Origin of the sequence: Paracoccus sp. R12_2 (assembly GCF_017744015.1) — a bacterium.
In the GTDB taxonomy this organism is placed as follows: Bacteria; Pseudomonadota; Alphaproteobacteria; order Rhodobacterales; family Rhodobacteraceae; genus Paracoccus.
On record NZ_JAGHRA010000016.1, the window covers coordinates 19,929 to 42,639 of the forward strand.

Annotated in this window: 23 protein-coding genes; 12 read left to right on the forward strand and 11 right to left on the reverse strand. The window is 67.1% G+C overall.

Annotated features, from left to right (window positions below):
• Positions 1 to 97: 97 nt before the first annotated feature.
• Positions 98 to 1,255 carry an SGNH/GDSL hydrolase family protein gene (locus J7359_RS16220; protein WP_209058195.1) on the reverse strand — a complete coding sequence of 386 codons (1,158 nt, stop codon included), beginning with the start codon at positions 1,253 to 1,255 and terminating at the stop codon, positions 98 to 100.
• Positions 1,256 to 1,447: 192 nt separating this feature from the next.
• On the opposite strand from J7359_RS16220, the gene J7359_RS16225 reads away from it, so the two are divergent.
• Together J7359_RS16225 and J7359_RS16230 are read left to right on the forward strand one after the other, a co-directional pair.
• On the forward strand, positions 1,448 to 2,362 hold the full coding sequence (locus J7359_RS16225; RefSeq protein WP_209058197.1) for an aminotransferase class IV: 915 nt from the start codon (positions 1,448 to 1,450) through the stop codon (positions 2,360 to 2,362).
• Between the two features lie 275 nt (positions 2,363 to 2,637).
• Positions 2,638 to 4,254 (forward strand): alpha/beta hydrolase, encoded by a 1,617-nt coding sequence (locus J7359_RS16230; protein WP_209058198.1) that lies wholly within the window; start codon positions 2,638 to 2,640, stop codon positions 4,252 to 4,254.
• An 81-nt stretch (positions 4,255 to 4,335) separates the two neighbouring features.
• On the opposite strand, the gene hisH is transcribed toward J7359_RS16230, so the two are convergent.
• Genes hisH through J7359_RS16250 form a run of 4 tightly spaced genes read right to left on the reverse strand, consistent with a single transcriptional unit; the run spans position 4,336 to position 7,600 of the window.
• Positions 4,336 to 4,965, reverse strand: a complete 630-nt coding sequence (hisH, locus tag J7359_RS16235; RefSeq protein WP_209058199.1) for an imidazole glycerol phosphate synthase subunit HisH — start codon at positions 4,963 to 4,965, stop codon at positions 4,336 to 4,338.
• A complete protein-coding gene (gene hisB / locus J7359_RS16240) occupies positions 4,962 to 5,549 on the reverse strand; it encodes an imidazoleglycerol-phosphate dehydratase HisB (protein ID WP_209058200.1) in 588 nt (195 codons plus the stop codon). The genes hisH and hisB overlap by 4 nt, the downstream gene beginning before the upstream one ends.
• 45 nt (positions 5,550 to 5,594) lie before the next feature.
• Positions 5,595 to 6,947 carry a potassium transporter TrkG gene (locus J7359_RS16245; protein ID WP_348524406.1) on the reverse strand — a complete coding sequence of 451 codons (1,353 nt, stop codon included), beginning with the start codon at positions 6,945 to 6,947 and terminating at the stop codon, positions 5,595 to 5,597.
• Entirely contained in the window at positions 6,944 to 7,600 is a 657-nt protein-coding gene (locus tag J7359_RS16250) for a TrkA family potassium uptake protein (RefSeq protein WP_209058201.1), read from the reverse strand. Before J7359_RS16250 ends, J7359_RS16245 begins: the two co-directional genes overlap by 4 nt.
• 244 nt (positions 7,601 to 7,844) lie before the next feature.
• On the opposite strand from J7359_RS16250, the gene J7359_RS16255 reads away from it, so the two are divergent.
• The 4 genes from J7359_RS16255 (at position 7,845) to J7359_RS16270 (ending at position 11,084) form a co-directional block, all read left to right on the forward strand.
• A complete protein-coding gene (locus J7359_RS16255) occupies positions 7,845 to 9,581 on the forward strand; it encodes a BCCT family transporter (RefSeq protein ID WP_209058202.1) in 1,737 nt (578 codons plus the stop codon).
• Between the two features lie 105 nt (positions 9,582 to 9,686).
• Positions 9,687 to 10,331, forward strand: a complete 645-nt coding sequence (locus tag J7359_RS16260; RefSeq protein ID WP_209058203.1) for a hypothetical protein — start codon at positions 9,687 to 9,689, stop codon at positions 10,329 to 10,331.
• Positions 10,332 to 10,694: a cell division protein ZapA gene (locus tag J7359_RS16265; protein WP_209058204.1), complete on the forward strand. Its 363-nt coding sequence runs from the start codon at positions 10,332 to 10,334 to the stop codon at positions 10,692 to 10,694. It abuts the gene before it with no gap.
• A 72-nt stretch (positions 10,695 to 10,766) separates the two neighbouring features.
• The gene (locus J7359_RS16270; protein WP_209058205.1) at positions 10,767 to 11,084 is read left to right on the forward strand and encodes a hypothetical protein; all 318 of its coding nucleotides are present in this window, start codon (positions 10,767 to 10,769) and stop codon (positions 11,082 to 11,084) included.
• On the opposite strand, the gene J7359_RS16275 is transcribed toward J7359_RS16270, so the two are convergent.
• A complete protein-coding gene (locus tag J7359_RS16275; protein WP_209058206.1) occupies positions 11,081 to 11,854 on the reverse strand; it encodes an alpha/beta fold hydrolase in 774 nt (257 codons plus the stop codon). The genes J7359_RS16270 and J7359_RS16275 overlap by 4 nt on opposite strands.
• 56 nt (positions 11,855 to 11,910) lie before the next feature.
• On the opposite strand from J7359_RS16275, the gene J7359_RS16280 reads away from it, so the two are divergent.
• Both J7359_RS16280 and J7359_RS16285 read left to right on the forward strand, forming a co-directional pair.
• Positions 11,911 to 12,309: a hypothetical protein gene (locus J7359_RS16280; RefSeq protein WP_209058207.1), complete on the forward strand. Its 399-nt coding sequence runs from the start codon at positions 11,911 to 11,913 to the stop codon at positions 12,307 to 12,309.
• Between the two features lie 103 nt (positions 12,310 to 12,412).
• Entirely contained in the window at positions 12,413 to 13,597 is a 1,185-nt protein-coding gene (locus J7359_RS16285; protein WP_209058208.1) for an MFS transporter, read from the forward strand.
• Here J7359_RS16285 and J7359_RS16290 read toward each other — a convergent pair.
• Positions 13,518 to 14,279: a DUF599 domain-containing protein gene (locus J7359_RS16290; RefSeq protein WP_247740474.1), complete on the reverse strand. Its 762-nt coding sequence runs from the start codon at positions 14,277 to 14,279 to the stop codon at positions 13,518 to 13,520. The two genes, J7359_RS16285 and J7359_RS16290, sit on opposite strands and share 80 nt — an antisense overlap.
• Before the next feature lie 216 nt (positions 14,280 to 14,495).
• Here J7359_RS16290 and J7359_RS16295 point away from each other — a divergent pair, with 216 nt between their 5' ends.
• The 4 genes from J7359_RS16295 to J7359_RS16310 all read left to right on the forward strand — a co-directional run bounded on the left by J7359_RS16295 (position 14,496) and on the right by J7359_RS16310 (position 18,877).
• Positions 14,496 to 15,953: an FAD-linked oxidase C-terminal domain-containing protein gene (locus J7359_RS16295; protein WP_209058325.1), complete on the forward strand. Its 1,458-nt coding sequence runs from the start codon at positions 14,496 to 14,498 to the stop codon at positions 15,951 to 15,953.
• Positions 15,943 to 16,983, forward strand: a complete 1,041-nt coding sequence (locus J7359_RS16300; protein ID WP_209058210.1) for an FAD-binding protein — start codon at positions 15,943 to 15,945, stop codon at positions 16,981 to 16,983. Before J7359_RS16295 ends, J7359_RS16300 begins: the two co-directional genes overlap by 11 nt.
• Complete coding sequence (gene glcF / locus J7359_RS16305; RefSeq protein WP_209058212.1) at positions 16,983 to 18,284, forward strand: glycolate oxidase subunit GlcF; 1,302 nt, start codon at positions 16,983 to 16,985, stop codon at positions 18,282 to 18,284. Before J7359_RS16300 ends, glcF begins: the two co-directional genes overlap by 1 nt.
• A 140-nt stretch (positions 18,285 to 18,424) precedes the next feature.
• Complete coding sequence (locus J7359_RS16310) at positions 18,425 to 18,877, forward strand: Hsp20 family protein (RefSeq protein WP_209058214.1); 453 nt, start codon at positions 18,425 to 18,427, stop codon at positions 18,875 to 18,877.
• Between the two features lie 94 nt (positions 18,878 to 18,971).
• Here the strand turns inward: J7359_RS16310 and recR are convergent, their stop codons facing one another.
• Genes recR through J7359_RS16330 form a run of 4 tightly spaced genes read right to left on the reverse strand, consistent with a single transcriptional unit; the run spans position 18,972 to position 22,504 of the window.
• Complete coding sequence (gene recR, locus J7359_RS16315; RefSeq protein ID WP_209058216.1) at positions 18,972 to 19,571, reverse strand: recombination mediator RecR; 600 nt, start codon at positions 19,569 to 19,571, stop codon at positions 18,972 to 18,974.
• Positions 19,572 to 19,583: 12 nt separating this feature from the next.
• Positions 19,584 to 19,928 (reverse strand): YbaB/EbfC family nucleoid-associated protein, encoded by a 345-nt coding sequence (locus J7359_RS16320; protein WP_209058217.1) that lies wholly within the window; start codon positions 19,926 to 19,928, stop codon positions 19,584 to 19,586.
• Positions 19,929 to 19,932: 4 nt separating this feature from the next.
• The gene (locus tag J7359_RS16325; RefSeq protein ID WP_209058220.1) at positions 19,933 to 21,717 is read right to left on the reverse strand and encodes a DNA polymerase III subunit gamma/tau; all 1,785 of its coding nucleotides are present in this window, start codon (positions 21,715 to 21,717) and stop codon (positions 19,933 to 19,935) included.
• 58 nt (positions 21,718 to 21,775) lie between these two features.
• Positions 21,776 to 22,504 carry a molecular chaperone DjiA gene (locus J7359_RS16330; RefSeq protein ID WP_209058223.1) on the reverse strand — a complete coding sequence of 243 codons (729 nt, stop codon included), beginning with the start codon at positions 22,502 to 22,504 and terminating at the stop codon, positions 21,776 to 21,778.
• Positions 22,505 to 22,711: the final 207 nt, after the last annotated feature.

Below are 22,711 nucleotides of genomic sequence, written 5' to 3' on the forward strand. Positions count from 1 at the left end.
GATGGTTCGTGAAGCGCGCGAACAGTTTAGTCGAAAATCGTCCAACTGGAAACCCGGCGGCAAGCGACGCGCTGCGGCGGGCGACGGCTTTCGGCCGCTATGGCAGACCCGACGTGGCCTTGAGCAGTCGAGTCAGTTTCGCCGAGATGACCTGATGATCGTTCAGCGAGGGATGCCAGTGACAGGCGGTCCGCGCCAGTTCGGGAAGGACAAGCAGGTCGGCGGCATCGCCTTCGGCGACGAACGCGTTCCGGGCCTGCCTGTGCGCGGCGACCAGATCGTCGCCGTATTCGCCGAATGCCAACAGCACGATGCGCGCCGAGGGTGAATCGGCCCGCCGGTCGCGCATGAATTGCAGCAGCGCGTCGGCAAAGCGGTCGCGCTGGCGTTGCAGTTCCCTGCGGCTCTGATCCGGTTCCGGTCGTTCGGCGAAGTCGTTCGATCCCAGCCCGATCACGACCACATCGGCCGCGCGCTCTGGGGCCGAGGCTGCGTCGGGGCGCGATGGCAGGGCGCGGTCATACAACTGCGCCATCGCCGGATCGGAACCGCCGCCCAGATTGCGCACCAGCCCGATCCCGGATGCGGCGATCACGCGATAATCCGCACCAAGCGCCCGCGCCGTCATCGGCCCATAGGCCTGCGAGGTGTCGGTTGCCAGATATTGCTGTTCAGACGTGCAATCGCGTCCCGGCGCCGTGTTGCCGTAGCCGACGGTATCGGAATCGCCCACGAACTCGATCAGCGGAACGGCTGCCGGCGGGGGCAGGGCGGTGCCTGCAGCGGGCAGGAAGAAGCCGTCGAAGCGGCCGATCTCGGACCGCTCGCTCAGTTTTTCGATGCGGATCTGGTGCGGGCCGTCGGAAAGCCCTTCGATCCGCAGCATTCCGGCACCCGGCCTGGTCAGCACGATCGCAGCGTCGTCCAGCGTGACGCGATACCTGTTGACGGCATCGTCAAGCGCGACCGCGACGCTGTGGCCCGAAAACCGGGCAGAGGCGTGAAATGCCGGCCACTGATGTTCATATCCACGCGCCCCGATACTGGCGCGGCCGGTGATGCGTGCATCCAGACCTGTCATGTCGGATGTCGGCTGCGCGCCGGGGATGAACTGCGCGGACATGCCGGCTGGCGCGGCGACCACGGGAACCGGGCCGTCCGCCGGACGCGGCGGCTGCGCGGCCAACAGCCCAAAGGCCAGAAGACCGGCCGAGGCCAGCGCGGGCAGCATCGCCCAGACAGTGTTGACGGACATCCGTCCCCCGCGATTCCAGCTTGATTCGTGGCGATCATATCGCTGGCGCGGCGCGGGGCAACGACCATCGCTGCGCCTTGCACAAATCGACAGGTCATGATTGCTTTCGGCAAAGCAGGACCGCCGAGCCGCAACACGATGATGGTCGTTGGCGCGGCGATATCGGCGCAGTGCCGCAGGAGACATCAGATCATGACCGACGCCAGCCGCGACAGCGCACAAGCCTATGCCCCCGATCCGCGCAACGCCGAGGTGCTGGTCTATGTGAACGGCGCATTCGTGCCGCGCGATCAGGCGGTCGTATCCATCTTCGATGCGGGCTTCGGCCTGGGCGACGGTGTCTGGGAAGGGCTGCGTCTGGTCCGCGGGCGGATCCTGTCGCTGGAGGCGCATCTGGACCGGCTGTATGAAGGCGCGAACGCGATCCGGCTGCAGATCGGCATGGATCGCCAGGCGCTTGCGGGCGAAATCCATCGGACGCTGTCGGTCAATGGGATGCAGGACGGCACCCATCTGCGACTGATGGTGACGCGGGGCACCAAGTCCACGATCAATCAGGATCCGCGCTTTGTCCTGGGCGGGCCGACCATCGTCATCCTTGCCGAATACAAGCGTCCCGACCCGGCGCGGAAGGCGCGCGGTCTGACGCTGATGACATCGGCCATTCGCTGTTCGACCCCTGATGTATTCGATCTGCGGCTGAATTCGCATAGTCGGCTGAACTTCATCCAGGCGCTGAACCAGGCCATCGACATGGGCGCGGACGAGGCGCTGATGCTGGACGATCGCGGCTTCGTGGCAAGCTGCAACTCCACCAATTTCTTCATCGTGCGCGGCGACGACCTGTGGACCTCGGACGGGGGGTGCTGCTTCAACGGGATCACGCGGGCGACGGTCATCCGGCTGTGGCGCGAGGCGGGCGGCACGGTGCGCGAGGGGGATTTCACGCTGGCCCAGACCTACGGCGCGGACGAGGCGTTCGTGACCGGCACGCTGGGCGGTATCACGCCGGTGGCCAGCATCGATGGCAGGCCGCTGCGGTCCGGGCTGCCGGGACGAGTCACGGACCGGGTGGATCAGCTTTACACCGCCTATGCCGAAGGCTGATCGGTGTTGCGCAACGCAGCGTGCGTTGCGCGATGACAGCCGGACGACGGAGATTGCGCTGCGGCCAGCAAATGCTGGGAAATCGGCGGCACAACCCGTACACCGGCGCGACACAAATCGTGCACAGGCTGTACACAGCTAGCGCGCGCAGCTGTTGCGCGGTGTGGTGCCCGGCCGCACCGATCCGTCTTTACCCAAGCGCGGCCCGGACATAGCATCATGTATGTCCACAAGGTCGGGACGCGAGTCTCGGCCAAGATCCGGGGATCTGCGCCATGCAGCTGCGTCCGATTGCCGTTCTTGTCCTTTCTCTGACGTTCTGCGGATCGTCTGCCTTCGCCGAAGAGCCCGGCACCCTGACATGGGCGGCCTGTCCGCCTGCCGAACAGGGGGCCGCCGGCACCGAAGGTCTGGTCTGCACGATGGCCTCTGTGCCGATGGACCATCGCGATCCCGGCGGTCCGGGTTTCGATCTGGCGGTCATCAAGGCCCCGGCGCGCGGCCCCGGCGACCGGATCGGCACGCTGTTCTGGAACCCCGGCGGCCCCAGCGATTCGGGAACCGCCTATCTGCCCGCCGCGATCGGCGGTTTCCCGGACGAGGTGCGCGACCGGTTCGACATCGTCAGCTGGGATCCGCGCGGGATGGGCGGGCGCACGACCCCAGTGGTGCAGTGCTTTGCCAGCGCCGAGGAAGAGGCGGCATTCCTGCACGGCAACCTGCCCGATGGCCTGCCGCTGACCCCGTCCGAGATGGCGCGGAACCATGCGGGTCGCACCGCCTTCAGCAAGGCATGCGCGGCACGGGCTGGCGATCTGCTGGCCCATGTCTCGACCGCCGACAACGCCCGCGACCTGGATCTGCTGCGGCAGGCGGTGGGCGAGGAAACGATCAGCTATTACGGCACATCCTATGGAACCTTCCTGGGCGCGACCTATCTGAACATGTTTCCGGACCGGGTCAGGGCGGCGGTGCTGGACGGTGCCATCTCGCCCTCGGCATGGGTGGCGGGGCCGGGTGAGGACGGCGGGCTGAGCACCTTTGTGCGCGTCGGGTCGGATTTCGCCGGACAGTCCAGCATTGGCGCGTTCATGGATGCGTGCGGCGCGGTGCCCGCCTCGGCCTGTGCCTTCTCGGCGGGATCGCCCGAGGCCACGCGGGCCAAGTGGGATACGCTGCTGACCCGCGCGGCGGCGGGGCTGTCGCTGGATGGCGACAGGATCGATGACCGCGACCTGATGACCTATCTGGGAAGCTCGATCTACACGGTCGAACCGCTGCCGGGTTTCGGCCGGTTTCCGGGATTCGTGGCCGTCGCGCAGTTTCTGGAACGGCTGTGGCAGGCCGATGCCGCGCCGGACGTGGCGACGGTCGCGCCCGATCCGGACAATGCCGCCAACGCGACGCCCGCAGCGGCAGGGGCCGCGGGCGCCACGACCGTGGATCAGACCTATGTGACCAGCGCCGGGCGGCAGCTTTCGGTGATCTGCGGGGAAAGCCCCAACCCGGTGGACGCCGAGGCGATCGCGGCACAGATCAGGGCCAGCTATGCCCGCGCGGGATATTCCGGCTGGCCGCTGGCCGCATCATGCGAGGGTTGGACCGCGCGCGCCGCCGACCCTTATCCGGGGCCGTGGGACAGGCCGACCGGCGCGCCGGTTCTGGTCATCGGCAACAGTTTCGACCCGGCGACGCCCTTTGCCGGATCGGTGCGCATGGCGCAGGAACTGGCCGATGCGCGGCTGCTGGTGGTGCATGGTTTCGGCCATACCGTGCTGATCAATCCCAGCCGCTGTGCGCAGGATTACATCGCGGCCTATCTGATCGACGGGGTTCTGCCGCCCACCGGCGCGACCTGCCGACAGGACCGGGCGCCGTTTCCCGGCGGCTAACGGGACATTGCATCGTGGCGCGCGCGGCGCGCGGGCGGACCGGAAGCCGCCGAAAATGCGGCTCTGACGCGCGCCCCGGCCTCAGGGTGTCCAGTGCAGGAAGTTGGCGATCAGGCGCAGGCCGATGGCCTGCGATTTCTCGGGGTGGAACTGGGTGCCGACGATATTGTCGCGGCCCACGACCGCCGTCACGGCGCCGCCGTAATCGACATGCGCAAGACGATGCGCGGGGTCGGCCACGCGGAACTGCCAGCCATGGACGAAATAGGCGTGATCGCCGGTCGCGATTCCGTCCAGAACCGGGTGCGGGTGGTCGATCACCAGATCGTTCCAGCCCATATGCGGGACCTTCAATCCGGGCGCGTCGATCTGCACGACCGCGCCGCCGATCCAGTCCAGACCGGCGGTTTCGCGATATTCATGGCCGGTCGTCGCCAGCATCTGCATGCCGACGCAGATGCCAAGGAACGGCACGCCGCGCGTCAGAACCGCCTCGCGCAGGGCCTCGGCCATGCCGTCCACCTCGCCCAGGGCGGTGCGGCAGGCGGGGAAGGCACCGTCGCCGGGCAACACGATGCGGTCGGCGCGGGCGGCCACGTCGGGGTCCGAGGTCACCACCACGTCGGCGCCCATCTCGCGGCCCATCAGCTGGAACGCCTTTTCCGCCGAATGCAGGTTGCCGCTGTCATAGTCGATCAGCGCAACCTTCATAGCGCGCCCTTGGTCGAGGGCAGGGCGCCCGACATGCGCGGATCCGGCTCGACCGCCTCGCGCAGGGCGCGGGCGACGGCCTTGAAGGCGGCCTCGGCGATATGGTGCGAATTGATCCCGTCCAGACGCGCGACATTCAGGCTGATCCCGCCATGGGTGGACAGCGCCTGGAAGAATTCGCGCACAAGCTGGGTGTCGAAGCTGCCGATCTGCGGGGTGGGGAAATCCACGTTCCAGACCAGATAGGGCCGTCCCGACAGGTCCAGCGCCGCGCGGACCAGCGAATCGTCCATCGCCAGCAGGAAGCTGCCATAGCGGCGGATGCCGGTCTTGTCGCCCAGGGCCTGCGTCAGGGCCTGGCCGATGGCGATGCCGGTATCCTCGACCGTGTGGTGGTCATCGACATGCAGGTCGCCCGTCGCGCGGATGGTCATGTCGATCAGCGAATGCCGGGACAGCTGGTCCAGCATGTGATCGAAGAACCCGACGCCGGTCCGGTTGTCATAGGTTCCGGTGCCGTCGAGGTCGATCGTCACCTCGATCTGCGTCTCGGCGGTGTTGCGGATGATGGTGGCCTTGCGCATGCGGTTTCCTTTCAGGACGCGGGCCTTATAGGCCGGGCCGGGCGATCAGCCAAGATGCACCTGACCCTCGGGGTAACGCACGCGCGGGGTGATCCGGGTGGCCAGAAAGAATCCCAGCGTCAGCGGACCGACCCGGCCCAGGAACATCACCACCATGATGACGATGCGCCCGAAATCGGAAAGCTCGGCCGTGTAGCCGCGCGACAGGCCGGTGGTGCCGAAGGCCGAGGCGACCTCGAAGCTGATGTCCAGAAAGTGCCCCTCGTGGCTGGCGATCAGGACGAAGGTCGCCGAGAAGATCAGCACCGAGGCGATGGCGATCAGCGCCATGACCTTCAGGACCTCGTCCAGCCCGATGGATCTTCCGAAGGCCCAGATCTGGGTGCGGCGGCGAAAGAACGCCAGCGTGGCCAGCAGCATCACGACGACGGTCGTCACCTTCAGCCCGCCGCCGGTCGAGGTCGGCCCCGCGCCGATCACCATCAGCGCCATGTAAAGCAGCGAGGTCGAATCGTGCAGCCCGCCGATATCGGTCGTGTTGAACCCCGCCGTGCGGGTGGTCACGCCCTGGAACCATGCCACCGTCAGCCTTGCGCCGGCGCTGTCGAACTGCGCCAGCGTGCGCGGGTTGTTCCATTCGAGGATCGCCGTCAGTCCGACGCCGATCACGATCAGCGCCGCGGTGCCGACCAGCATCAGCCGGGTGTGCAGCGTCCAGCCGTGCCAGAAGCGCCGGTTGTGGATGTCGGCGACCACGACATAGCCGATGCCGCCAAGAATGAAGAGGGCGGGAATGACGAGGTTCACGACCGGATCGGTGGCATAGCCCGTCAGCCCGGCCGAAAAGGTGGAAAAGCCCGCATTATTGAAGGCCGACACGGAATGGAAGATCGCGTGCCACAGCCCCGGCCCCAGCCCGGTCGCCGGCATGAAGCTGAGACACAGCAGCATCGCCCCGGCGATCTCGGCCATCAGCACGACGCGGAAGATCGTCCAGACCAGCCGGGTCAGCCGGCTGTAGGATGTCTGGTTCAGATCCTCGCGCAGATAGGTGTGGTGGGTGATGCCCATCTGCAGCCCCAGCGCCGACCAGACGAGGACCGCGAAGGTCATCAGCCCCAACCCGCCAAGCTGGATCAGGGTCGCCAGCACCAGCTGACCCCAGAAGGTCAGCGCATATTGGGTGTCGATGACCGCAAGGCCGGTCACCGTCACCGCCGAGGTCGAGGTGAACAGCGCGTCCGAAAGGCTGATCGTCTGGCGCGTCATGAAGGGCAGTTTCAGCGCCAGCCCGCCCAGAACGATCAGCGCCAGATACAGCACCGCCAGCACCGCCGGGGGCGGCGTGCGCCCCAGCCAGCGGCGCAGGGCGACGATCGGCTGCGGACGGCGTCTCACAGCTGGTCGCCGAACCGCGTCAGATCGACCCGCTTGCCCAGAAGCAGCAACCGGTCGTTGGTCTGCAGGGCCGGATCATTGTCGCGCAGTTCGATATATTCGGTGCCGCGCATCAGTCCCAGCGGCGTGATCCCCGGTCCGGTGTTCAGATCCGAGAGTTTCCTGCCCTTCAGCCTTTCGGGGATCAGCAGGTTGACGACCGAGAAGCCGTTGCCCAGGGCGACATAGTCCTGCACCGCCGGGTTGTTCAGCATCTGCGCGGCATGACGGCCCATTTCCAGACCCGGCAGGATCACCCGGTCGGCGCCGATCTTCGACAGGATGCGGTGATGGGTGCGGCTTTCCGCCTTGGCCCAGATCGTCTCGACCCCGATCAGGCGCATGTTCATCGCGGCGATGACATTGCTTTCCAGGTCGTTGCCGATCGACACCAGCCCCACGTCATAGCGGTCAACGCCCGCCTCGCGCAGCGCGCCTTCGTCCGTGGCGTCCAGGATGACGACGTTCGACAGCTGTTCGGCCAGCGCGGCGACGCGCCTGTGGTCCTTGTCGATGCCCAGCACCCGGTTGCCGAAGCGCGCAAGTTCGGTCGCCACGACGCTGCCGAACGCGCCAAGTCCGATCACCACGAAGCTGCGGTTCTGTTTGCCCATGACACCCCGGCAAGTTTGCGGTCCAAGAGCCCGCGATACTGCATGGGCCAGAGAAGGCGTCAAGATGACGCAGCCCGCAGTCCGGGATGTCGTTTCCCGTCACGATCCCGTCGCTTGCGTGCGCAATTTTCCGCGCCGGTAGCCATTCTGAGCGAATTGTGAGAGGTATGTGACCGAACCGGCAGCTTCTTGCCGGTGCCCGTGCACGAACGACCCGATCCAATAGAGAAAGAGAAAGGGACGCATGTCAAACCAGAAAACACCAGAGGGCGGTCGCAAAAACCTCAAGGGCCGACCCGGCGATGAACGCCGCGAGCAAGAGGCGCTGAAGGGGCGATACGAGCCCGAACCCGAACCCGAAGTAGAAGCCATTCCCCAGCCCGAGGGCGTCACCGAAATCATCGAGACCGACTACGAGATCGGCCAGAACAATATCGAGGGCGTGAAGCCGTTCCCATTCGATATCCACAACCCGGTCTTCGCGATTTCGGCCATTTCGGTCGTGCTGTTCACGGTCGTGACGATGCTGTTCCCGACCCAGCTTGAACCGCTGTTCGTGCAGATGCGCGATGGCGTGACGGGCAATCTGGACTGGTTCTTCCTGATCGCAGGCAACGTCTTCGTGCTGCTTTGCCTGTATCTGATCGTCACACCGCTGGGGTCCGTGCGACTTGGCGGGCCGGATGCGACACCTGATTTCAGCCTGACGGGCTGGTTTGCGATGCTGTTCGCGGCCGGCATGGGGATCGGGCTGATGTTCTATGGCGTCAGCGAACCGATCAGCCATTACCAGACCGCGTTCGGCGGCGTCACGCTGGAAGATGGCGTGCGCACCGACTGGGCGCCGCTGGGCGGCGCCGAGGGCAACGAATTGGAGGCGCGCCGTCTGGGCATGGCGGCGACGATCTTCCACTGGGGTCTGCACCCCTGGGGCATATATGCGGTGGTCGCGCTGGCGCTGGCGCTGTTTGCCTATAACAAGGGCCTGCCGCTGACCATGCGCTCGATCTTCTATCCGCTGCTGGGCGAGCGCGTATGGGGCTGGCCGGGCCATATCATCGACATCCTGTCGGTGTTCGCCACGATCTTCGGTCTGGCCACGTCTTTGGGCTTTGGTGCAGAACAGGCGACCGCCGGTCTGAACTTCCTGTTCGGGATCCCGAATTCTGACATGACCAAGGTCATCCTGATCCTGGCGATCAGCGGCGTCGCGACCCTGTCTGTGGTGCTGGGCGTCGAGAAGGGCGTCAAGCGCCTGTCCGAGATCAACATGGTGCTGGCCTTCCTGCTGCTGCTGTTCGTGATCCTGGTGGGTCCGACGGCGGAAATCTTCCGCGGGTTCTTCGGCAATCTTGGAACCTACGCCAAGGAATTGCTGCCGCTGTCGAACCCGTTCGGGCGCGATGACGACAACTTCCGCCAGGGCTGGACCGCGTTCTACTGGGCGTGGTGGATCAGTTGGTCACCTTTCGTCGGCATGTTCATCGCCCGCGTCAGCCGCGGCCGCACCGTGCGGCAGTTCCTGATCGCGGTTCTGATCGTGCCGTCGCTGATCTCGGTCCTGTGGATGACCGCGCTGGGTGGCACCGCGATCAGCATGACCATCGGCGGCTTTTCAGGCATCACCGACGCCGCGCTGGAACTGAAGCTGTTCCAGATGCTGGGCCAGTTGCCGCTGACCGCCATCACCAGCTTCATCGGGATCGTCCTGGTGATCGTGTTCTTCGTCACCTCGTCGGATTCCGGCAGCCTGGTGATCGACACGATCGCGGCGGGCGGCAAGGTCAACGCACCGGTTCCGCAGCGCATCTTCTGGTGCACCTTCGAAGGTCTGGTGGCGATCGCGCTGCTGCTGGGGGGCGGTCTGACCGCGCTGCAGGCGATGGCGGTCTCGACCGGGTTGCCGTTCACCATCATCCTTCTGGGCGCATGCTGGGCGATCGTGAAGGGTCTGCAGGGCGAGCGGCGAGAACTTGCCTGAAGCCTGACCGGCAGAGATATGAACGGGCGGGGTTTTCCCGCCCGTTCTTGTTTTATGACGCAGGCGGTGTCAAAACCGTGACTGAGCCAACAAAGGACCGACGCGATGAGCGATATTTCCGTCAGCGAACGCCGCCTCAGCGCCGCGCTGGACCGCATCGACCAGTTGCTGGAGGCCGGGACCGGGCATTGCCGGGATGCGCAGGCGTCTGCGGACACGCCCGACCGGGCCGCGTTCGAGACCCGGATCGAGGACCTGCAGTCCGAGAATGCGCGTCTGGCGGGCGAATTGGCGGCGCTGCGCGCGGATCGGGGCGGCCCGCTGGAGGCCGCGCTGGCCGAGGCGCGGACGCGGCTGACCGGGGCCAGCGAACAGGCCGCGCGACTTTCGGCCGCGAACGAGGAACTGGCCGAGGCGAATCGTGTCCTGATCGAGGCGGCCTCGTCCGAAGGCGGTTCGGAGGATGCCTCGATCGCCGCGCTGGAAGCCGAGATCGAGGCGCTGCGCGCCGCCCGCGCCGCCGAGATCGCGCAGATGGGCGATATCATGCAGGAACTTGAACGCCTGCTGTCCGAGGACGATCAGCGACCGGCGACCTCGGCATCGCGCGCCGGGGATGACGCGGTTCTGCCCGAGGTCACCGGCGACACCGCCGGCGTGCCCGAGGACGAGGTGGCCGAACAGGCCGACGACGCGGGGCACATGTCCGGTGGCGATCATGACGACGCATCCAGGGGCGGGGACAGGTAAATGGCCGAAGTCGATTTCACCATCGGGCACAAGGAATATCGTCTTGGCGCACAGGATGGCGAGGAAAAGCTGCTGAAACGCGCCGCCGCGCTGCTGGACGGCGAGGCGCAGCAGATTCTGGAACAGGCCGGGCGGATGCCGGAACCGCGCCTGCTGCTGCTGGCCGGGCTGATGCTGGCGGACCGATATGCGACCATGGAAGACCGTGCCGAGAAGGCCGAGCGGCATCTGAACCGCCTGCAGTCGAACCCCGCGCGGGTCGAGGTGCCGGTGATTCCCGCCGACCTCAAGGAGGCGATGGCCGAACTTGCCGCGCGGGCCGAGGCACTGGCCGAGCGGCTGGAGGATCAGCAGGCCGACTGAGCCGGGGCATCGTCCGCGAAAGCCGGGACCGCGTTAACCCTGCGTTAACGGTTGCCGTGTCATGAACGGCGCATGCGCCATTATATGTCCGCCCTTGTCCTGCTGATCTCTGCCTGCGCCAGCGGCTCGCCCGACATGCTGGGCGCGCGCCGCCACGAACTGCGCCAGGACGGCATCGAATTCGTGATCCTGCAGAAGGACTCCGAGGCTGAGGTCATCCGGATGGGTTATCTTGGCCGGGCACAGCGCGCCGCCGTTCCCGCGGCGATGGCGCGCGCGGTGGCCACGGCCACCGGCTGTGCGGTCGTTCCGGGCAGCATGACGACGCGCATTCCCGGCGATACCGGCGTCGCGCGGTTCGATCTGGATTGCCGCGCCGGTCAGGGCTAGCCGTCGCCCAGAAACGCCGCCAACGTGTCGGCCACTGCCTCGGGCGCATCCGCATGCATCCAGTGACCGGCATTCTTCAGGGTCACCAGCCGCGCCTGCGGGAAATGGCCGCGCATCGCGTCCTCGCCCTGCGCATCGATATAGTCCGACCGCTCTCCGGCCATGAACAGGCACGGCCCGTCGAAGGTGGCGCGCGGCAGGTCATCGGGCCATCCCGTCACCTCGTCCATCGACGCGCGCAACACCGGCAGGTTCAGCCGCCAGCGCGCCGGCTGCGCCTTCAGGTCAAGCTGTTGCAGCAGAAAGGCGCGCAGCCCGTCCGAATCGATTCCCGCCGCAAGTCGGCTGTCGGCATCGCTGCGACGATCGAGATCGTTCAGATCCATCGCCTGCATCGCGTCGATCAGATCGTTCTGGCTGTGCCGGTAGGCCACCGGCGCGATGTCCATCACCACCAGCTTGCGCAGCAGGTCCGGCTGCGTCAGGGCCAGCGCCATGGACGCCTTGCCGCCCATCGAATGCCCGACCAGATCGGCGCGACCGCCGAACTCCGCGATCGTTTCGGCCAGATCCCCGGCCATCGCCCGATAGCTGTGATCGGCATCATGCGGGCTGTCGCCGTGATTGCGCAGATCGACGGTGACGACCTGCCGCCCGTCGGCCAGCCGACGCGCGATCGCGCCAAGATTGCGGCCCTGACCGAACAGGCCGTGAACCAGGATGACGGGCAGGCCGGATTGCGGCCCGGTGACGGTGCGATTCAGTTTCATGCCGCCGATCCTAGGGCGTCTGGCGCCCGCCCGCCATCCCGTCTATTCTGCGCGCCATGAGCCGCGATGTGCAGAGTTTCGAGGATATCCGGGTGATGGCCGACGAGGTGTCGCGGCTGATGGTCGCGCGTTTCGGCGGTGCCCGCCGCGGAGAGCGCCCGTCCCTGCAGGTGATGCTGCGCCGTCGCGGCGGCGCGTTGCCGGCCAAGCTGCGAAAGCCCGCGCGCAGGCTGGCCGAGGCCGATCGGATCAGCGCCCAGCCAAAGGTCGCCCGCCAGCTTGACCTTGCCGCGCTGAGCCGCGCCCACGCGGCGCTGACAGAACATCTGCGCCCGCTTGGCGAGCTTAGCCGGTGGCGCGGCAGGGCGATCAGCTTTGCCGCTTCGGTGACATTCGGACTGCTGGTACTGGCCGCCGCGGTCATCTGGATCATGGTCCGGCGCGGCCATCTGTAAGGGCTGGCTTGCACGACACGCAAACCGGCATCCTGCCCGGCGCCCCTTGTCAAGGCAGCGTTCGGACGCGATGTTGGGGCTAACATCCTAACAGGACCGCGCCATGACCCAATCACGTGATCTTCGTCACGCCATCCTTGCGCTTGCGCTGGGGGCGTTCGCCATCGGCACATCCGAATTCGCGGCAATGGGGCTGCTGCCCTATTTCGCCGCCGATCTTGGCATCACCGAACCGCAGGCAGGTCATGTCATCAGTGCCTATGCGCTGGGGGTGGTGGTGGGCGCGCCCGTGACCTCGATCCTGGGCGCGCGGCTGCCCCGGCGACGTTACCTTGCCGCGCTGATCGCGTTCTATGGCGTGATCAACCTGCTGGCGGCGGCGCTGCCGGGATATGCCACGCTGACCGGGATGCGGTTCCTGGCCGGTCTGCCGCATGGTGGCTTTCTGGGCGTTGCGATGCTGTATGCCGCCGACGCCCTGCCGCGCGAACATCGGGCACGGGGCGCGGCGCAGATCGTGATGGGGCTGACGGTGGCCAATATCGCGGGTGTGCCGCTGGCGGGCGCGCTGGGACAGGGCATCGGCTGGCGCTGGGGATTTGCGCTGCCGGGCGTGCTGGCACTGGCTTCGGCCTGGCTGATCCTGAAGGTCGCGCCGCGTGTCGGCGGCGACCCCGACGCGCGCCCCTGGGACGAGGTGCAGGCGCTGCGCAACCCCCGCGTTCTGTGGATCCTGGCTGTCGGCGCGATCGGCTTTGGCGGGTTGTTCGCGGTCTATGCCTTCCTGACGGCCGCGATGCTGGCGACCACCAGCGCGCCGGGCTGGGCGATTCCGCTGGCGCTGGCGCTGTTCGGGGTCGGTGGCACGCTGGGGATCTGGGCCGCCGGACGCCTGACCGAACGTCTGGGCCAGATCCGCGCCGCCTTTCTGCTGCTGGGAACGATGGCCGTCACGCAGGGCTTTGCCGCGCTGGTGGTGGGCGACTGGACGCTGATGGTGCTGTCGTCCTTCTTGCTGGGGGCCGGGTCCGGGCTGGTCATTCCGTTGCAGACCCGGCTGATGGATGTGGCGGGCCGGGCGCAGAACATGGCCGCCGCGATGAACCACGCCGCCTTCAACGCGGCCAACGCGCTGGGGCCGTTCCTGGCGGGTCTGGCGCTGGCCGCCGGTTGGGGATGGGCCGCGCCCGGGCTGGTGGGCATCGTGCTTACTGCGGCGGGTGCGGTGGTTCTGACGCTGGCCGTGTGGCAGGATCGTGCCGCCGCGGCGGCGGCAGGCAGCGCATGATCGCCCGCCGCGAGGCCGAGGCGAACTCGCGCCGCCAGGTGACGAACAGGACCACCGTGACCCCGGCGATCAGCGCCCAGGGCCCCGCCAGCCAGCCAAGCGATCCCATCGCGAAATAGACGCTGCGCAGGCCAGAATTGAAGCTGCGCGCGGCGGTGATGTTCAGGTCGGCGGCCTGCTGCGCGCGCTGCGGCGCGACCGGGTCGGTCGGATCGTTCGGCACCGCCGCCATCATGATCGCGCAGTAGCCGAACAAGCGGTGCGACCAGACGAATTTCAGGAAGGCGTTGACCACGAAGAACATCGTGACAAGCAGCTTCGCCTCCCACAGCACGGCGGCGCCGCGCGAGAAGTCGAATTCCTGCGCCAGTCCCTGCAATTGTTCGGCATTGCCGATCAGCGCAAGAATGCCGCCCGTCGCGATCATGCAGGCCGAGGCGAAGAAGGCCGTGCCCTCGCGCAGGCTGGCCAGGATGTTGCTGTCGAAGATGCGCGGATCGCGGGTGATGAACTGCAGCATCCATTCGCGGCGAAACCGCATCATCAGGATCGACACCGACGGCCTGCCCGCGGGCGGATGTTCGGTGACCCAGCCGATGGCGAACCAGCTGACGAACAACAGCACGAGCGCGGCCAGATCGGCTGTCTGAAACATCGTCGGCAGGCTGAGATCGATCCGCATGACCTAAGTTCTACGCCGCGCCGCACCGCCTTGAAAGCCCCGGTCGCGCGCTCTATCGTCGATCATGGGACACGCGCCCGGTCCGGAGGTTTTTCGGGGCATCCCCCGTGCCGTTTGCGAAGATTTCCCGACGGCGGGGGCTGTTGCGCGGCATGACGTCGCGCAGGTCCCGCGCGCCAGCCGGACATCGAGGCCAGGGGAGGGGCCGCCGCGATGATGCAGATGCCTGAACCCGATGCGTCGGTTCTGTCGCGCCGCGAGGCGATCGTCGCGGCACTGCGGGATGCGGTGCCCGGCGCGGTGATCGACGACCCCGCCGAGACGCGGGTCTATGAATGCGACGCGCTGTCGGCCTATCGCTGCGCGCCGCTGGCGGTCGTGCTGCCGCGCACCACCGACGAGGTGTCGCGGCTGATGTCCCTGTGTCATCAGCATGGCGTGCCGGTGGTGCCGCGCGGCGCCGGAACCAGCCTTGCGGGCGGGTCGATGCCCACGGCGGACGCGGTGGTGATCGGGCTGGCCCGGATGACCGAGGTGCTGGAGATCGCGCCCGGGGACCGGCTGATCCGCGTGCAGTCGGGGCGCACCAACCTGTCGGTCTCGGGCGCCGTGGACGGGCAGGGCTTCTTCTACGCGCCCGACCCGTCAAGTCAGCTGGCCTGCGCGATCGGCGGCAATATCGGCATGAATTCCGGCGGCGCGCATTGCCTGAAATACGGGGTCACGACCAACAACCTTCTGGCCGTCACCATGGTGCTGATGGACGGCACGGTGGTCGAACTGGGCGGGCCGATGGGCGAGGCAGGCGGGCTTGACCTTCTGGGCGTGGTCTGCGGGTCCGAGGGTCAGCTTGGCATCGTGACCGAGGCGACGCTGCGGATCCTGCCCAAGCCGCCTGGCGCGCGACCAGTGCTGATCGCCTTCGACAGTAGCGAAACGGCGGGCGCCTGTGTCGCGGCGATCATCCGCGCCGGTGTGCTGCCGGTCGCCATCGAATTCATGGACCGGCCCTGCATCCGCGCGACCGAAGCCCATGCCCATGCCGGTTACCCCGATTGCGCCGCCCTGCTGATCGTCGAGGTCGAGGGAACCGCGCCCGAGATCGATGAACAACTGGCCCTGATCCGCGACATCGCGCAGGGCTTCGATCCCGTCGAGTTCCGCGAAAGCGGGTCCGAGGACGAATCCCGCCGCATCTGGCTGGGCCGCAAATCGGCCTTCGGCGCGATGGGCCAACTGGGCGACTATATCTGCCTGGACGGCACGATCCCGGTCTCGGCCCTGCCACGGGTGCTGGCCCGGATCGAGGAACTGTCCCAGGATTACGGCCTGTCGGTCGCCAATGTCTTCCACGCCGGCGACGGCAACATGCACCCGCTGATCATCCATGACGCGAATACCCCCGGTGATCTGGACCGGGCCGAGGCGCTGGGGGCCGATATCTTGCGCCTTTGCGTCGAGGTGGGCGGATGCCTGACCGGCGAACACGGCGTCGGCATCGAAAAGCGCGACCTGATGACCGCGCAATACACGCCCGCCGATCTCGAGGCGCAGATGCGGGTCAAGGACGTGTTCGATCCCCGCTGGCTTCTGAACGCCGCCAAGGTGTTTCCGCTGGACGTGTCGGCCAGCCGACGAAACGCGCGACCGAACAGGGGCCGGGATGCGGCCTGACAGCGAAGCGGCGCTGGCCGCCTGTATCCGCGACACGCGAGAGCCGCTGTCGATCACCGGCGGGGCCACGCGGCTTTGTCCGGGCGAGGGGCTTGGGACGCGGCTGGACGTGTCGGGCCTGTCGGGCATCATCCGTTACGAACCCGAGGCGCTGACTCTGGTGGTGCGCGCCGGCACGCCTTTGGAAACCGTGCAGCAGACGCTGGCCGCCGATGGGCAGATGCTGGGATTCGAGCCTTCGGGACTGCCGGGATCGACGATCGGCGGGGTGATCGCCGCGAACGCATCGGGTCCGCGCCGCGTGCAGGCGGGGGCCGCGCGCGACGCGTTGATCGGGGTTCGCTTCCTCGACGGCAACGGCGATGCGGTCAGCAATGGCGGGCGGGTGATGAAGAACGTCACCGGCTATGATCTGGTCAAATTGATGGCCGGCAGCCGGGGCCGTCTGGGCGTGCTGACCGAACTCAGCCTGAAGACCGCGCCGGCCCCGCCGCTGCGCCGCACGTTGTGCATGCCGGGTCTGGATGCCGCCGCCGCGATCCCGGCCCTGACCGACGCGCTGTCCGGCCCGTTCGAGGTCAGCGGCGCCGCATGGTTGCCCGGTCGCGGCGCGTTGATCCGGCTTGAGGGGCTGGAAGGCTCGGTCGCGATCCGCATCGCTGCCCTGCGGGACCGGCTTGCCGTGCATGGCGATGTCACCGAGACCGGCGATGACCCCTGGCATCTTCTTTGCCCAAATACTGATGAAACCGAAGGCGATCTGTGGCGCATCGTCTGCCGACCGTCCGAGGCGCCTGCGATCATCGCCGCGCTTCCCGCGCCGCTGTCGGTGGATTGGGGCGGCGCGCTGATCCATGTGCAGCTGGAACGCGACCAGATTCCGCGATTGCAGCGCTTTTGGGGTCATGCCCGGCGGATCGGCGGCAGCGCGGCGATGATCCTCCCCGCCCCCGATCCGGTGACGCACCGGCTGCAGGCGGGGCTGCGGCAGAAATTCGATCCGCGCGGGATCTTTTCGGGGGGCGACTGATGCAGACCAATTTCACACCCGAACAGCTGAAAGACCCGGCCACCGCCAGATCGAACCAGATCCTGCGAACCTGCGTCCATTGCGGGTTCTGCACCGCGACCTGCCCGACCTATCAGGTTCTGGGCGATGAGCTGGACAGCCCGCGCGGCCGGATCTACCTGATCAAGGACATGCTCGAGGCGGGACGGCCCGCCGACGAAAAGACCGTGAAACATATCGACCGCTGCCTGTCCTGCTTGGCCTGCATGACGACATGCCCGTCGGGTGTCCATTACATGCATCTGGTCGATCACGCGCGCGCGCATATCGAGGCGACCTATCGTCGCCCGTGGCGTGACCGGGCGCTGCGCTGGCTGCTGAAACAGGTGATCCCGCATCCGGGGCGGTTCCGGCTGGCGCTGGCGGGGGCGAAACTGGCCCGGCCCTTTGCGCGGCTGATGCCCGATGCGCGGTTGCGGGCGATGCTGGCGATGGCGCCGAAAACCATTCCCCCTGTCAGCCGCAACGATGACGGCCAGACCTTTCCCGCGATCGGCGAACGCCGCGCGCGGGTCGCACTGATGATCGGCTGCGCGCAGCGAGCGCTGAACACCGAGATCAACGACGCCACGATCCGCCTGCTGCGCCGCGCGGGTTGCGAGGTCGTGATTCCCGAAAAATTCGGCTGCTGCGGTGCGCTGACCCTGCATATGGGCCAGCAGGACGATGCCAAGACGCGTGCCCGCGACAGCATCGCCCGGCTGTTGGCCGCCGAACGCGACGGGGCGCTGGATGCGATCATCATCAACACCTCGGGCTGCGGCACGACTGTCAAGGATTACGGCCATCTGTTCGAAAACGACGACATCGCGGCCGAGGCCGCGCGGGTGTCGGGGCTGACCCGCGATGTGACCGAGTTCCTTGAGGGGCTGGGCCTGCCCGACCGCGCCCGGACCGAGGGGCAGGGCGCGCGTGTCGCCTATCATTCGGCCTGCTCGCTGCAGCATGGCCAGCAGATCAAGTCCGCGCCAGGGACCTTGCTGACCCGGGCCGGTTTTCGGATCGTGGAGCCTGCGGACCCGCATCTGTGCTGCGGCTCGGCAGGCACCTATAACCTGTTGCAGCCGGAGCTGTCGTCCGAGCTGAAGCGCCGCAAGGTGGCCACGCTGGAGGCGACCTCGCCGCAGATCATCGCGGCGGGCAATATCGGCTGCATGATGCAGATCGGCGGCGCGACCGATGTGCCAGTGGTGCACACGGTGCAATTGCTGGACTGGGCGACCGGCGGACCACGGCCCGACGGGCTGGGCGCGATTGCCTGAGATTTGCGCATCGCGCGGGTCTTGAACCGCGATAAGCGCTGCCTACATTTTTCCTGCCGGCGGCCATAAAGGCGTCGGAATGCGCCCGCCCGATGACCGGGGGGCATGACATATGCATCGCTTATGAGAGGATGTGACACATGCGTAACTTTGACCTGACCCCGCTTTATCGTGCCTCGGTCGGCTTTGACCGTCTGGCCGATGTCGTGGACCGCGCCATGGCGGCCGACGTGTCGGTGCCGACCTATCCCCCCTACAATATCGAGAAGACCGGCGAGGATGCCTATCGCATCTCGATCGCGGTGGCCGGATTTGCCGCCGATGATCTGAGCGTCGAGGTGCGCGACGGCGCCGTGATCGTCGCCGCCCGCAAGGCTGACGAAGACGACAGCCGCAGCTATCTGCATCGCGGCATCGCGACCCGCGCCTTCGAACGCAAGTTCACCTTGGCCGATCACGTCCGCGTGGACGGCGCCAGCCATGTCGATGGCATGCTGCATATCGATCTGGTCCGCGAGATCCCCGAGGCGCTGAAACCGCGCCGGATCGAGATCGCCAAGGCTTCGCCCAAGGTGGAAAAGCTGGACGCCTGAGAATTGCGTCCCGCGACGGCCGGGGGGCCAGCCCCCCGGACCCCCCCGGGGATATGTCGACAAGGAAGAAAGGGCTGCACCACGCAGCCCTTTTTCACAGCTTGCGGCGTGCGCGCAGCGCGGCGCTGATCGTGCCGTCGTCGAGATAGTCGAGTTCGCCGCCGATCGGCACGCCCTGGGCCAGGCCGGTGACGGCGACGCCGCTGCCCTCCAGCACCTCGGCGATGTAATGGGCGGTGGTCTGGCCATCGACGGTGGCGTTCAGGGCCAGGATTACCTCGGTGATGCGTTGGTCCCGGATCCGGTCGGTCAGGGCGGGGATGCCCAGATCGTCGGGGCCGATTTCGTCAAGTGCCGACAAGGTGCCGCCCAGTACGTGATAGCGGCCGCGAAACGCACGGCCACGTTCCAGCGCCCACAGATCGGCCACGTCCTCGACCACGCAGATCTCGCCATTGGCGCGGGCGGGATCGGTGCAGATCGCGCATTCGTCGCGGTCGGTGATGTTACCGCAGATCAGGCATTCGCGGGAACTGGTCGCGACGCTGCCCAGAAGCTGGGCAAGTTGTGCCATCTGTCCGCCGCGTTTCCGGATCAGGGCCAGCACGATGCGGCGGGCCGAGCGCGGGCCCAGGCCGGGCAGTCGGGCCATCAGGGCGATCAGGGCCTGAATATCGTCGCTGCCTTCGGCCATGCGCGGCGGTCGTCAGAACGGGAATTTCATGTCGGCGGGCAGGCCCAGATCCTGGGTGATCCGACCCATTTCCGACTGCATCTTGTCCTGCGCGCGGCGCTGCGCGTCCTTGATCGCGGCAAGGATCAGGTCTTCGACCACCTCTTTTTCCGAGGGCTGGAAGATCGACGGGTCGATATCCAGCGCGGTCAGTTCCCCCTTGGCGGTGCAGGTCGCCGTGACCAGCCCCGCGCCGGATTCGCCGGTCACGGTCAGTTTTTCCAGATCGGCCTGCATCTGGCCCATCTTGTCCTGCATTTCCTTGGCGGCCTTCATCATCTTGGCCATGTCGCCAAAGCCGCCCAGACCTTTCATCATCGTCTCAATCCTCATCCTCGAACGGATCCCATTCCTCGACTTCGGCAACGGGACCCTGGGTGTCATGGGGGTTCGCGGCACCATCGGCCGCGATGTCTTGCGCAATCTCGGGATCCGCAGCGATCCGGGTCACGGCCTTCAGCCGTGCCTGCGGAAACGTGGCCATCACCTGCTGCACGATGGGCAGGTCCAGAGCGCGCCGATGAGCCTCGGCCATCTCGGCCGCGCGCCGCTCGGCGACGGTCGGGGCACCACCCGAACTGGTGACGCTGACCGCCCAACGCTGGCCCCCGCACCAGCCGCGCAGCCGTTCGCCCAGCTTCTGCGCCAGATCGGCCGGGGCGTTGCCGCGCGGTTCGAATTCGATCCGGCCGGGGCTGTAGCGGACCAGCGCGACGTGGTTTTCGACCTGCACCAGCAGCAGCATGTCACCCATCCTGCGGATCAATTCCAGCACCGAGGCGAAATCCGGGAACGCCGCGAAGGCATCGGGCGAGACGGCCAGCGCGGCCGCGCTGCCGTTCTGCCGGACGCTGACCGTGGGGGCGCTGCGTGCGGCGCGCGGGGCCTGTTGCTGGTCGTTCGATGCCGCCGGCGTGGCGGCGCGGGTAAAGTCACCCGCAGCCTGAGCCTGCTGGACCTTGCGGATCAACGCCTCGGGATCGGGCAGATCGGCCACATGGGTCAGCCGGATGATCGCCATTTCCGCCGCCATCATGGCGTTGGGTGCGGCCGAGACTTCGTCCAGCGCCTTCAGCAGCATCTGCCACAGCCGGGTCAGGACGCGCATCGGCAGGCGGTCGGCCAGATCCTGTCCGCGGGTGCGTTCATCAGGTGAAATCGTTGGATCTTCAATGGCTTCCGGCGTGATCTTCACAACCGAAACCCAGTGCGTGTTCTCGGCCAGGTCGCGCAGCACGGCGACCGGATCGGCGCCATCGGCATATTGCGATTGCAGTTCGGTCAGCGCCGCCGCCGCATCGCCGCGCAGGATCATCTCGAACAGGTCGATGACCCGGCCGCGATCCGCAAGGCCCAGCATCGCGCGCACCTGGTCGGCGGTGGTCTGCCCCGCGCCATGGCTGATCGCCTGATCCAGAAGGCTGGTGGCATCGCGGGCCGACCCTTCGGCGGCCCGGGTGATCAGCGCCAGCGCATCATCGGTGATCTGAGCGCTTTCCGAGGCCGCGATCCGGTTCAGAAGTCCGATCATCACCTCGGGCTCGATCCGGCGCAGGTCGAATCGCTGGCAGCGCGACAGGACGGTGACGGGCACCTTGCGGATCTCGGTGGTGGCGAAGATGAACTTCACATGCGGGGGCGGTTCCTCCAGCGTCTTGAGCAGCGCGTTGAACGCGCTGGTCGACAGCATGTGAACCTCGTCGATGATATAGATCTTGTAGCGCGCGGACGCCGCCCGGTAATGCACGCTTTCGATGATTTCACGGATGTCGCCGACGCCCGTGCGGGATGCAGCGTCCATTTCCAGCACGTCGACATGGCGGCCCTCGCTGATTGCGACACAATGTTCGCAGGTGCCGCAAGGTTCGGTCGTGGGCCCGCCCTGTCCATCGGGTCCGATGCAGTTCATGCCCTTGGCGATGATTCGGGCCGTAGTCGTTTTTCCGGTTCCCCGGATCCCGGTCATGATGAAGGCCTGCGCGATCCGGTCGGCGGCGAAGGCGTTCTTCAGGGTGCGCACCATCGCATCCTGACCGACCAGATCCGCGAAGGTTTCGGGCCGGTATTTCCGGGCCAGAACCTGATATGTCTGCTGCTCGTCGCTCATGCGCCACCCGGGTCTTTGCGCGTCATTCTAGCCATGGTTGGTTGGGCCTACAACCGGATCACGCGGGGCGTGGTCCCGCGCCGGCATGCATCGCGCGAAACTTCTCCCACGCCTCGTTCAGACGGCGGGTGCGGGCTTCGGCAAGGCGCACGGCCTCGGGCGGCAGCCCTCGCGCGATGGCGCGGTCGGGATGGGCGTCACGGACAAGATCGCGCCAGCGTTTGCGGGCCTCGGGCAGGGGGGTGTCGATCGGGATGCCCAGCACTTCGCAGGGGGGGCAGCCTGCCTTGGGATCGTGGCTGGCGCGGATCGCGGCGATCCGGGCGGGGCTGAGCCCGAAGATGCGGCCGACCTCGTCCAGGAAGGCGATCTCGGTCTGGTGCATGTCGCCGTCGGCCACCGCGATGATGCACAGCCCCTCTAGCACATCGGCCAACACCGGATCGCCGGCAGGAAACATCGCGGCGATGCGGCGTGCCCATGCGTCGAATCCCGCCACGTCCTGTCGGGCCAGATCGAAGACGCGGGCCGCGTTCTTTTCCTCGGCGCGCGGGATGATGAAGACGCGGCGGAAGGCCGCGACCTCGGCCCGCGCCACGGTGCCGTCGGCCTTGGCCATCTTCGCCCCAAGCGCGATCACCGCAATGGTGAAGGCGACCGAGCGTTCGGGCGGCGTTGTCGTCCGCTGACGCCCCAGCATCGCGGCCATGCGATCGGCGATGCGCTGCCAGAAGCTGCGGGGCTTCGGCAGGTTCGGGCAGTCGTATTGTCGCGCGCTGGTGTCCATCGGGTCACGATCCTAACCGGCTTCGTGGCAGGACGATAGGGCGAACTGGCTCGTGGCCAACCCGATCATGTTCAGTTGAACACCGAATAGTGCACCTTTTCCCACATCGCTGGTCTGATCCGAGTTCAGGGCGCGTCGTGTTGACGTCACGACCGCCAAATCAAACCGGCCTGCAGCGTCTGCTGCAGGCCGGTTCGTGTGCCGGGT

Coding starts and splice junctions, on each gene's coding strand:
- hisB (WP_209058200.1), bottom strand. CDS start 5,549: ATGCGCAAGGCCACCATCATCCGCAACACCGCCGAGACGCAGATCGAG.
- J7359_RS16275 (WP_209058206.1), bottom strand. CDS start 11,854: ATGAAACTGAATCGCACCGTCACCGGGCCGCAATCCGGCCTGCCCGTC.
- J7359_RS16280 (WP_209058207.1), top strand. CDS start 11,911: ATGAGCCGCGATGTGCAGAGTTTCGAGGATATCCGGGTGATGGCCGAC.
- J7359_RS16260 (WP_209058203.1), top strand. CDS start 9,687: ATGAGCGATATTTCCGTCAGCGAACGCCGCCTCAGCGCCGCGCTGGAC.
- J7359_RS16255 (WP_209058202.1), top strand. CDS start 7,845: ATGTCAAACCAGAAAACACCAGAGGGCGGTCGCAAAAACCTCAAGGGC.
- J7359_RS16320 (WP_209058217.1), bottom strand. CDS start 19,928: ATGATGAAAGGTCTGGGCGGCTTTGGCGACATGGCCAAGATGATGAAG.
- glcF (WP_209058212.1), top strand. CDS start 16,983: ATGCAGACCAATTTCACACCCGAACAGCTGAAAGACCCGGCCACCGCC.
- J7359_RS16290 (WP_247740474.1), bottom strand. CDS start 14,279: ATGCGGATCGATCTCAGCCTGCCGACGATGTTTCAGACAGCCGATCTG.
- J7359_RS16300 (WP_209058210.1), top strand. CDS start 15,943: ATGCGGCCTGACAGCGAAGCGGCGCTGGCCGCCTGTATCCGCGACACG.
- J7359_RS16220 (WP_209058195.1), bottom strand. CDS start 1,255: ATGTCCGTCAACACTGTCTGGGCGATGCTGCCCGCGCTGGCCTCGGCC.
- hisH (WP_209058199.1), bottom strand. CDS start 4,965: ATGAAGGTTGCGCTGATCGACTATGACAGCGGCAACCTGCATTCGGCG.
- recR (WP_209058216.1), bottom strand. CDS start 19,571: ATGGCCGAAGGCAGCGACGATATTCAGGCCCTGATCGCCCTGATGGCC.
- J7359_RS16325 (WP_209058220.1), bottom strand. CDS start 21,717: ATGAGCGACGAGCAGCAGACATATCAGGTTCTGGCCCGGAAATACCGG.
- J7359_RS16295 (WP_209058325.1), top strand. CDS start 14,496: ATGCAGATGCCTGAACCCGATGCGTCGGTTCTGTCGCGCCGCGAGGCG.
- J7359_RS16285 (WP_209058208.1), top strand. CDS start 12,413: ATGACCCAATCACGTGATCTTCGTCACGCCATCCTTGCGCTTGCGCTG.
- J7359_RS16310 (WP_209058214.1), top strand. CDS start 18,425: ATGCGTAACTTTGACCTGACCCCGCTTTATCGTGCCTCGGTCGGCTTT.
- J7359_RS16225 (WP_209058197.1), top strand. CDS start 1,448: ATGACCGACGCCAGCCGCGACAGCGCACAAGCCTATGCCCCCGATCCG.
- J7359_RS16265 (WP_209058204.1), top strand. CDS start 10,332: ATGGCCGAAGTCGATTTCACCATCGGGCACAAGGAATATCGTCTTGGC.
- J7359_RS16250 (WP_209058201.1), bottom strand. CDS start 7,600: ATGGGCAAACAGAACCGCAGCTTCGTGGTGATCGGACTTGGCGCGTTC.
- J7359_RS16230 (WP_209058198.1), top strand. CDS start 2,638: ATGCAGCTGCGTCCGATTGCCGTTCTTGTCCTTTCTCTGACGTTCTGC.
- J7359_RS16270 (WP_209058205.1), top strand. CDS start 10,767: ATGCGCCATTATATGTCCGCCCTTGTCCTGCTGATCTCTGCCTGCGCC.
- J7359_RS16330 (WP_209058223.1), bottom strand. CDS start 22,504: ATGGACACCAGCGCGCGACAATACGACTGCCCGAACCTGCCGAAGCCC.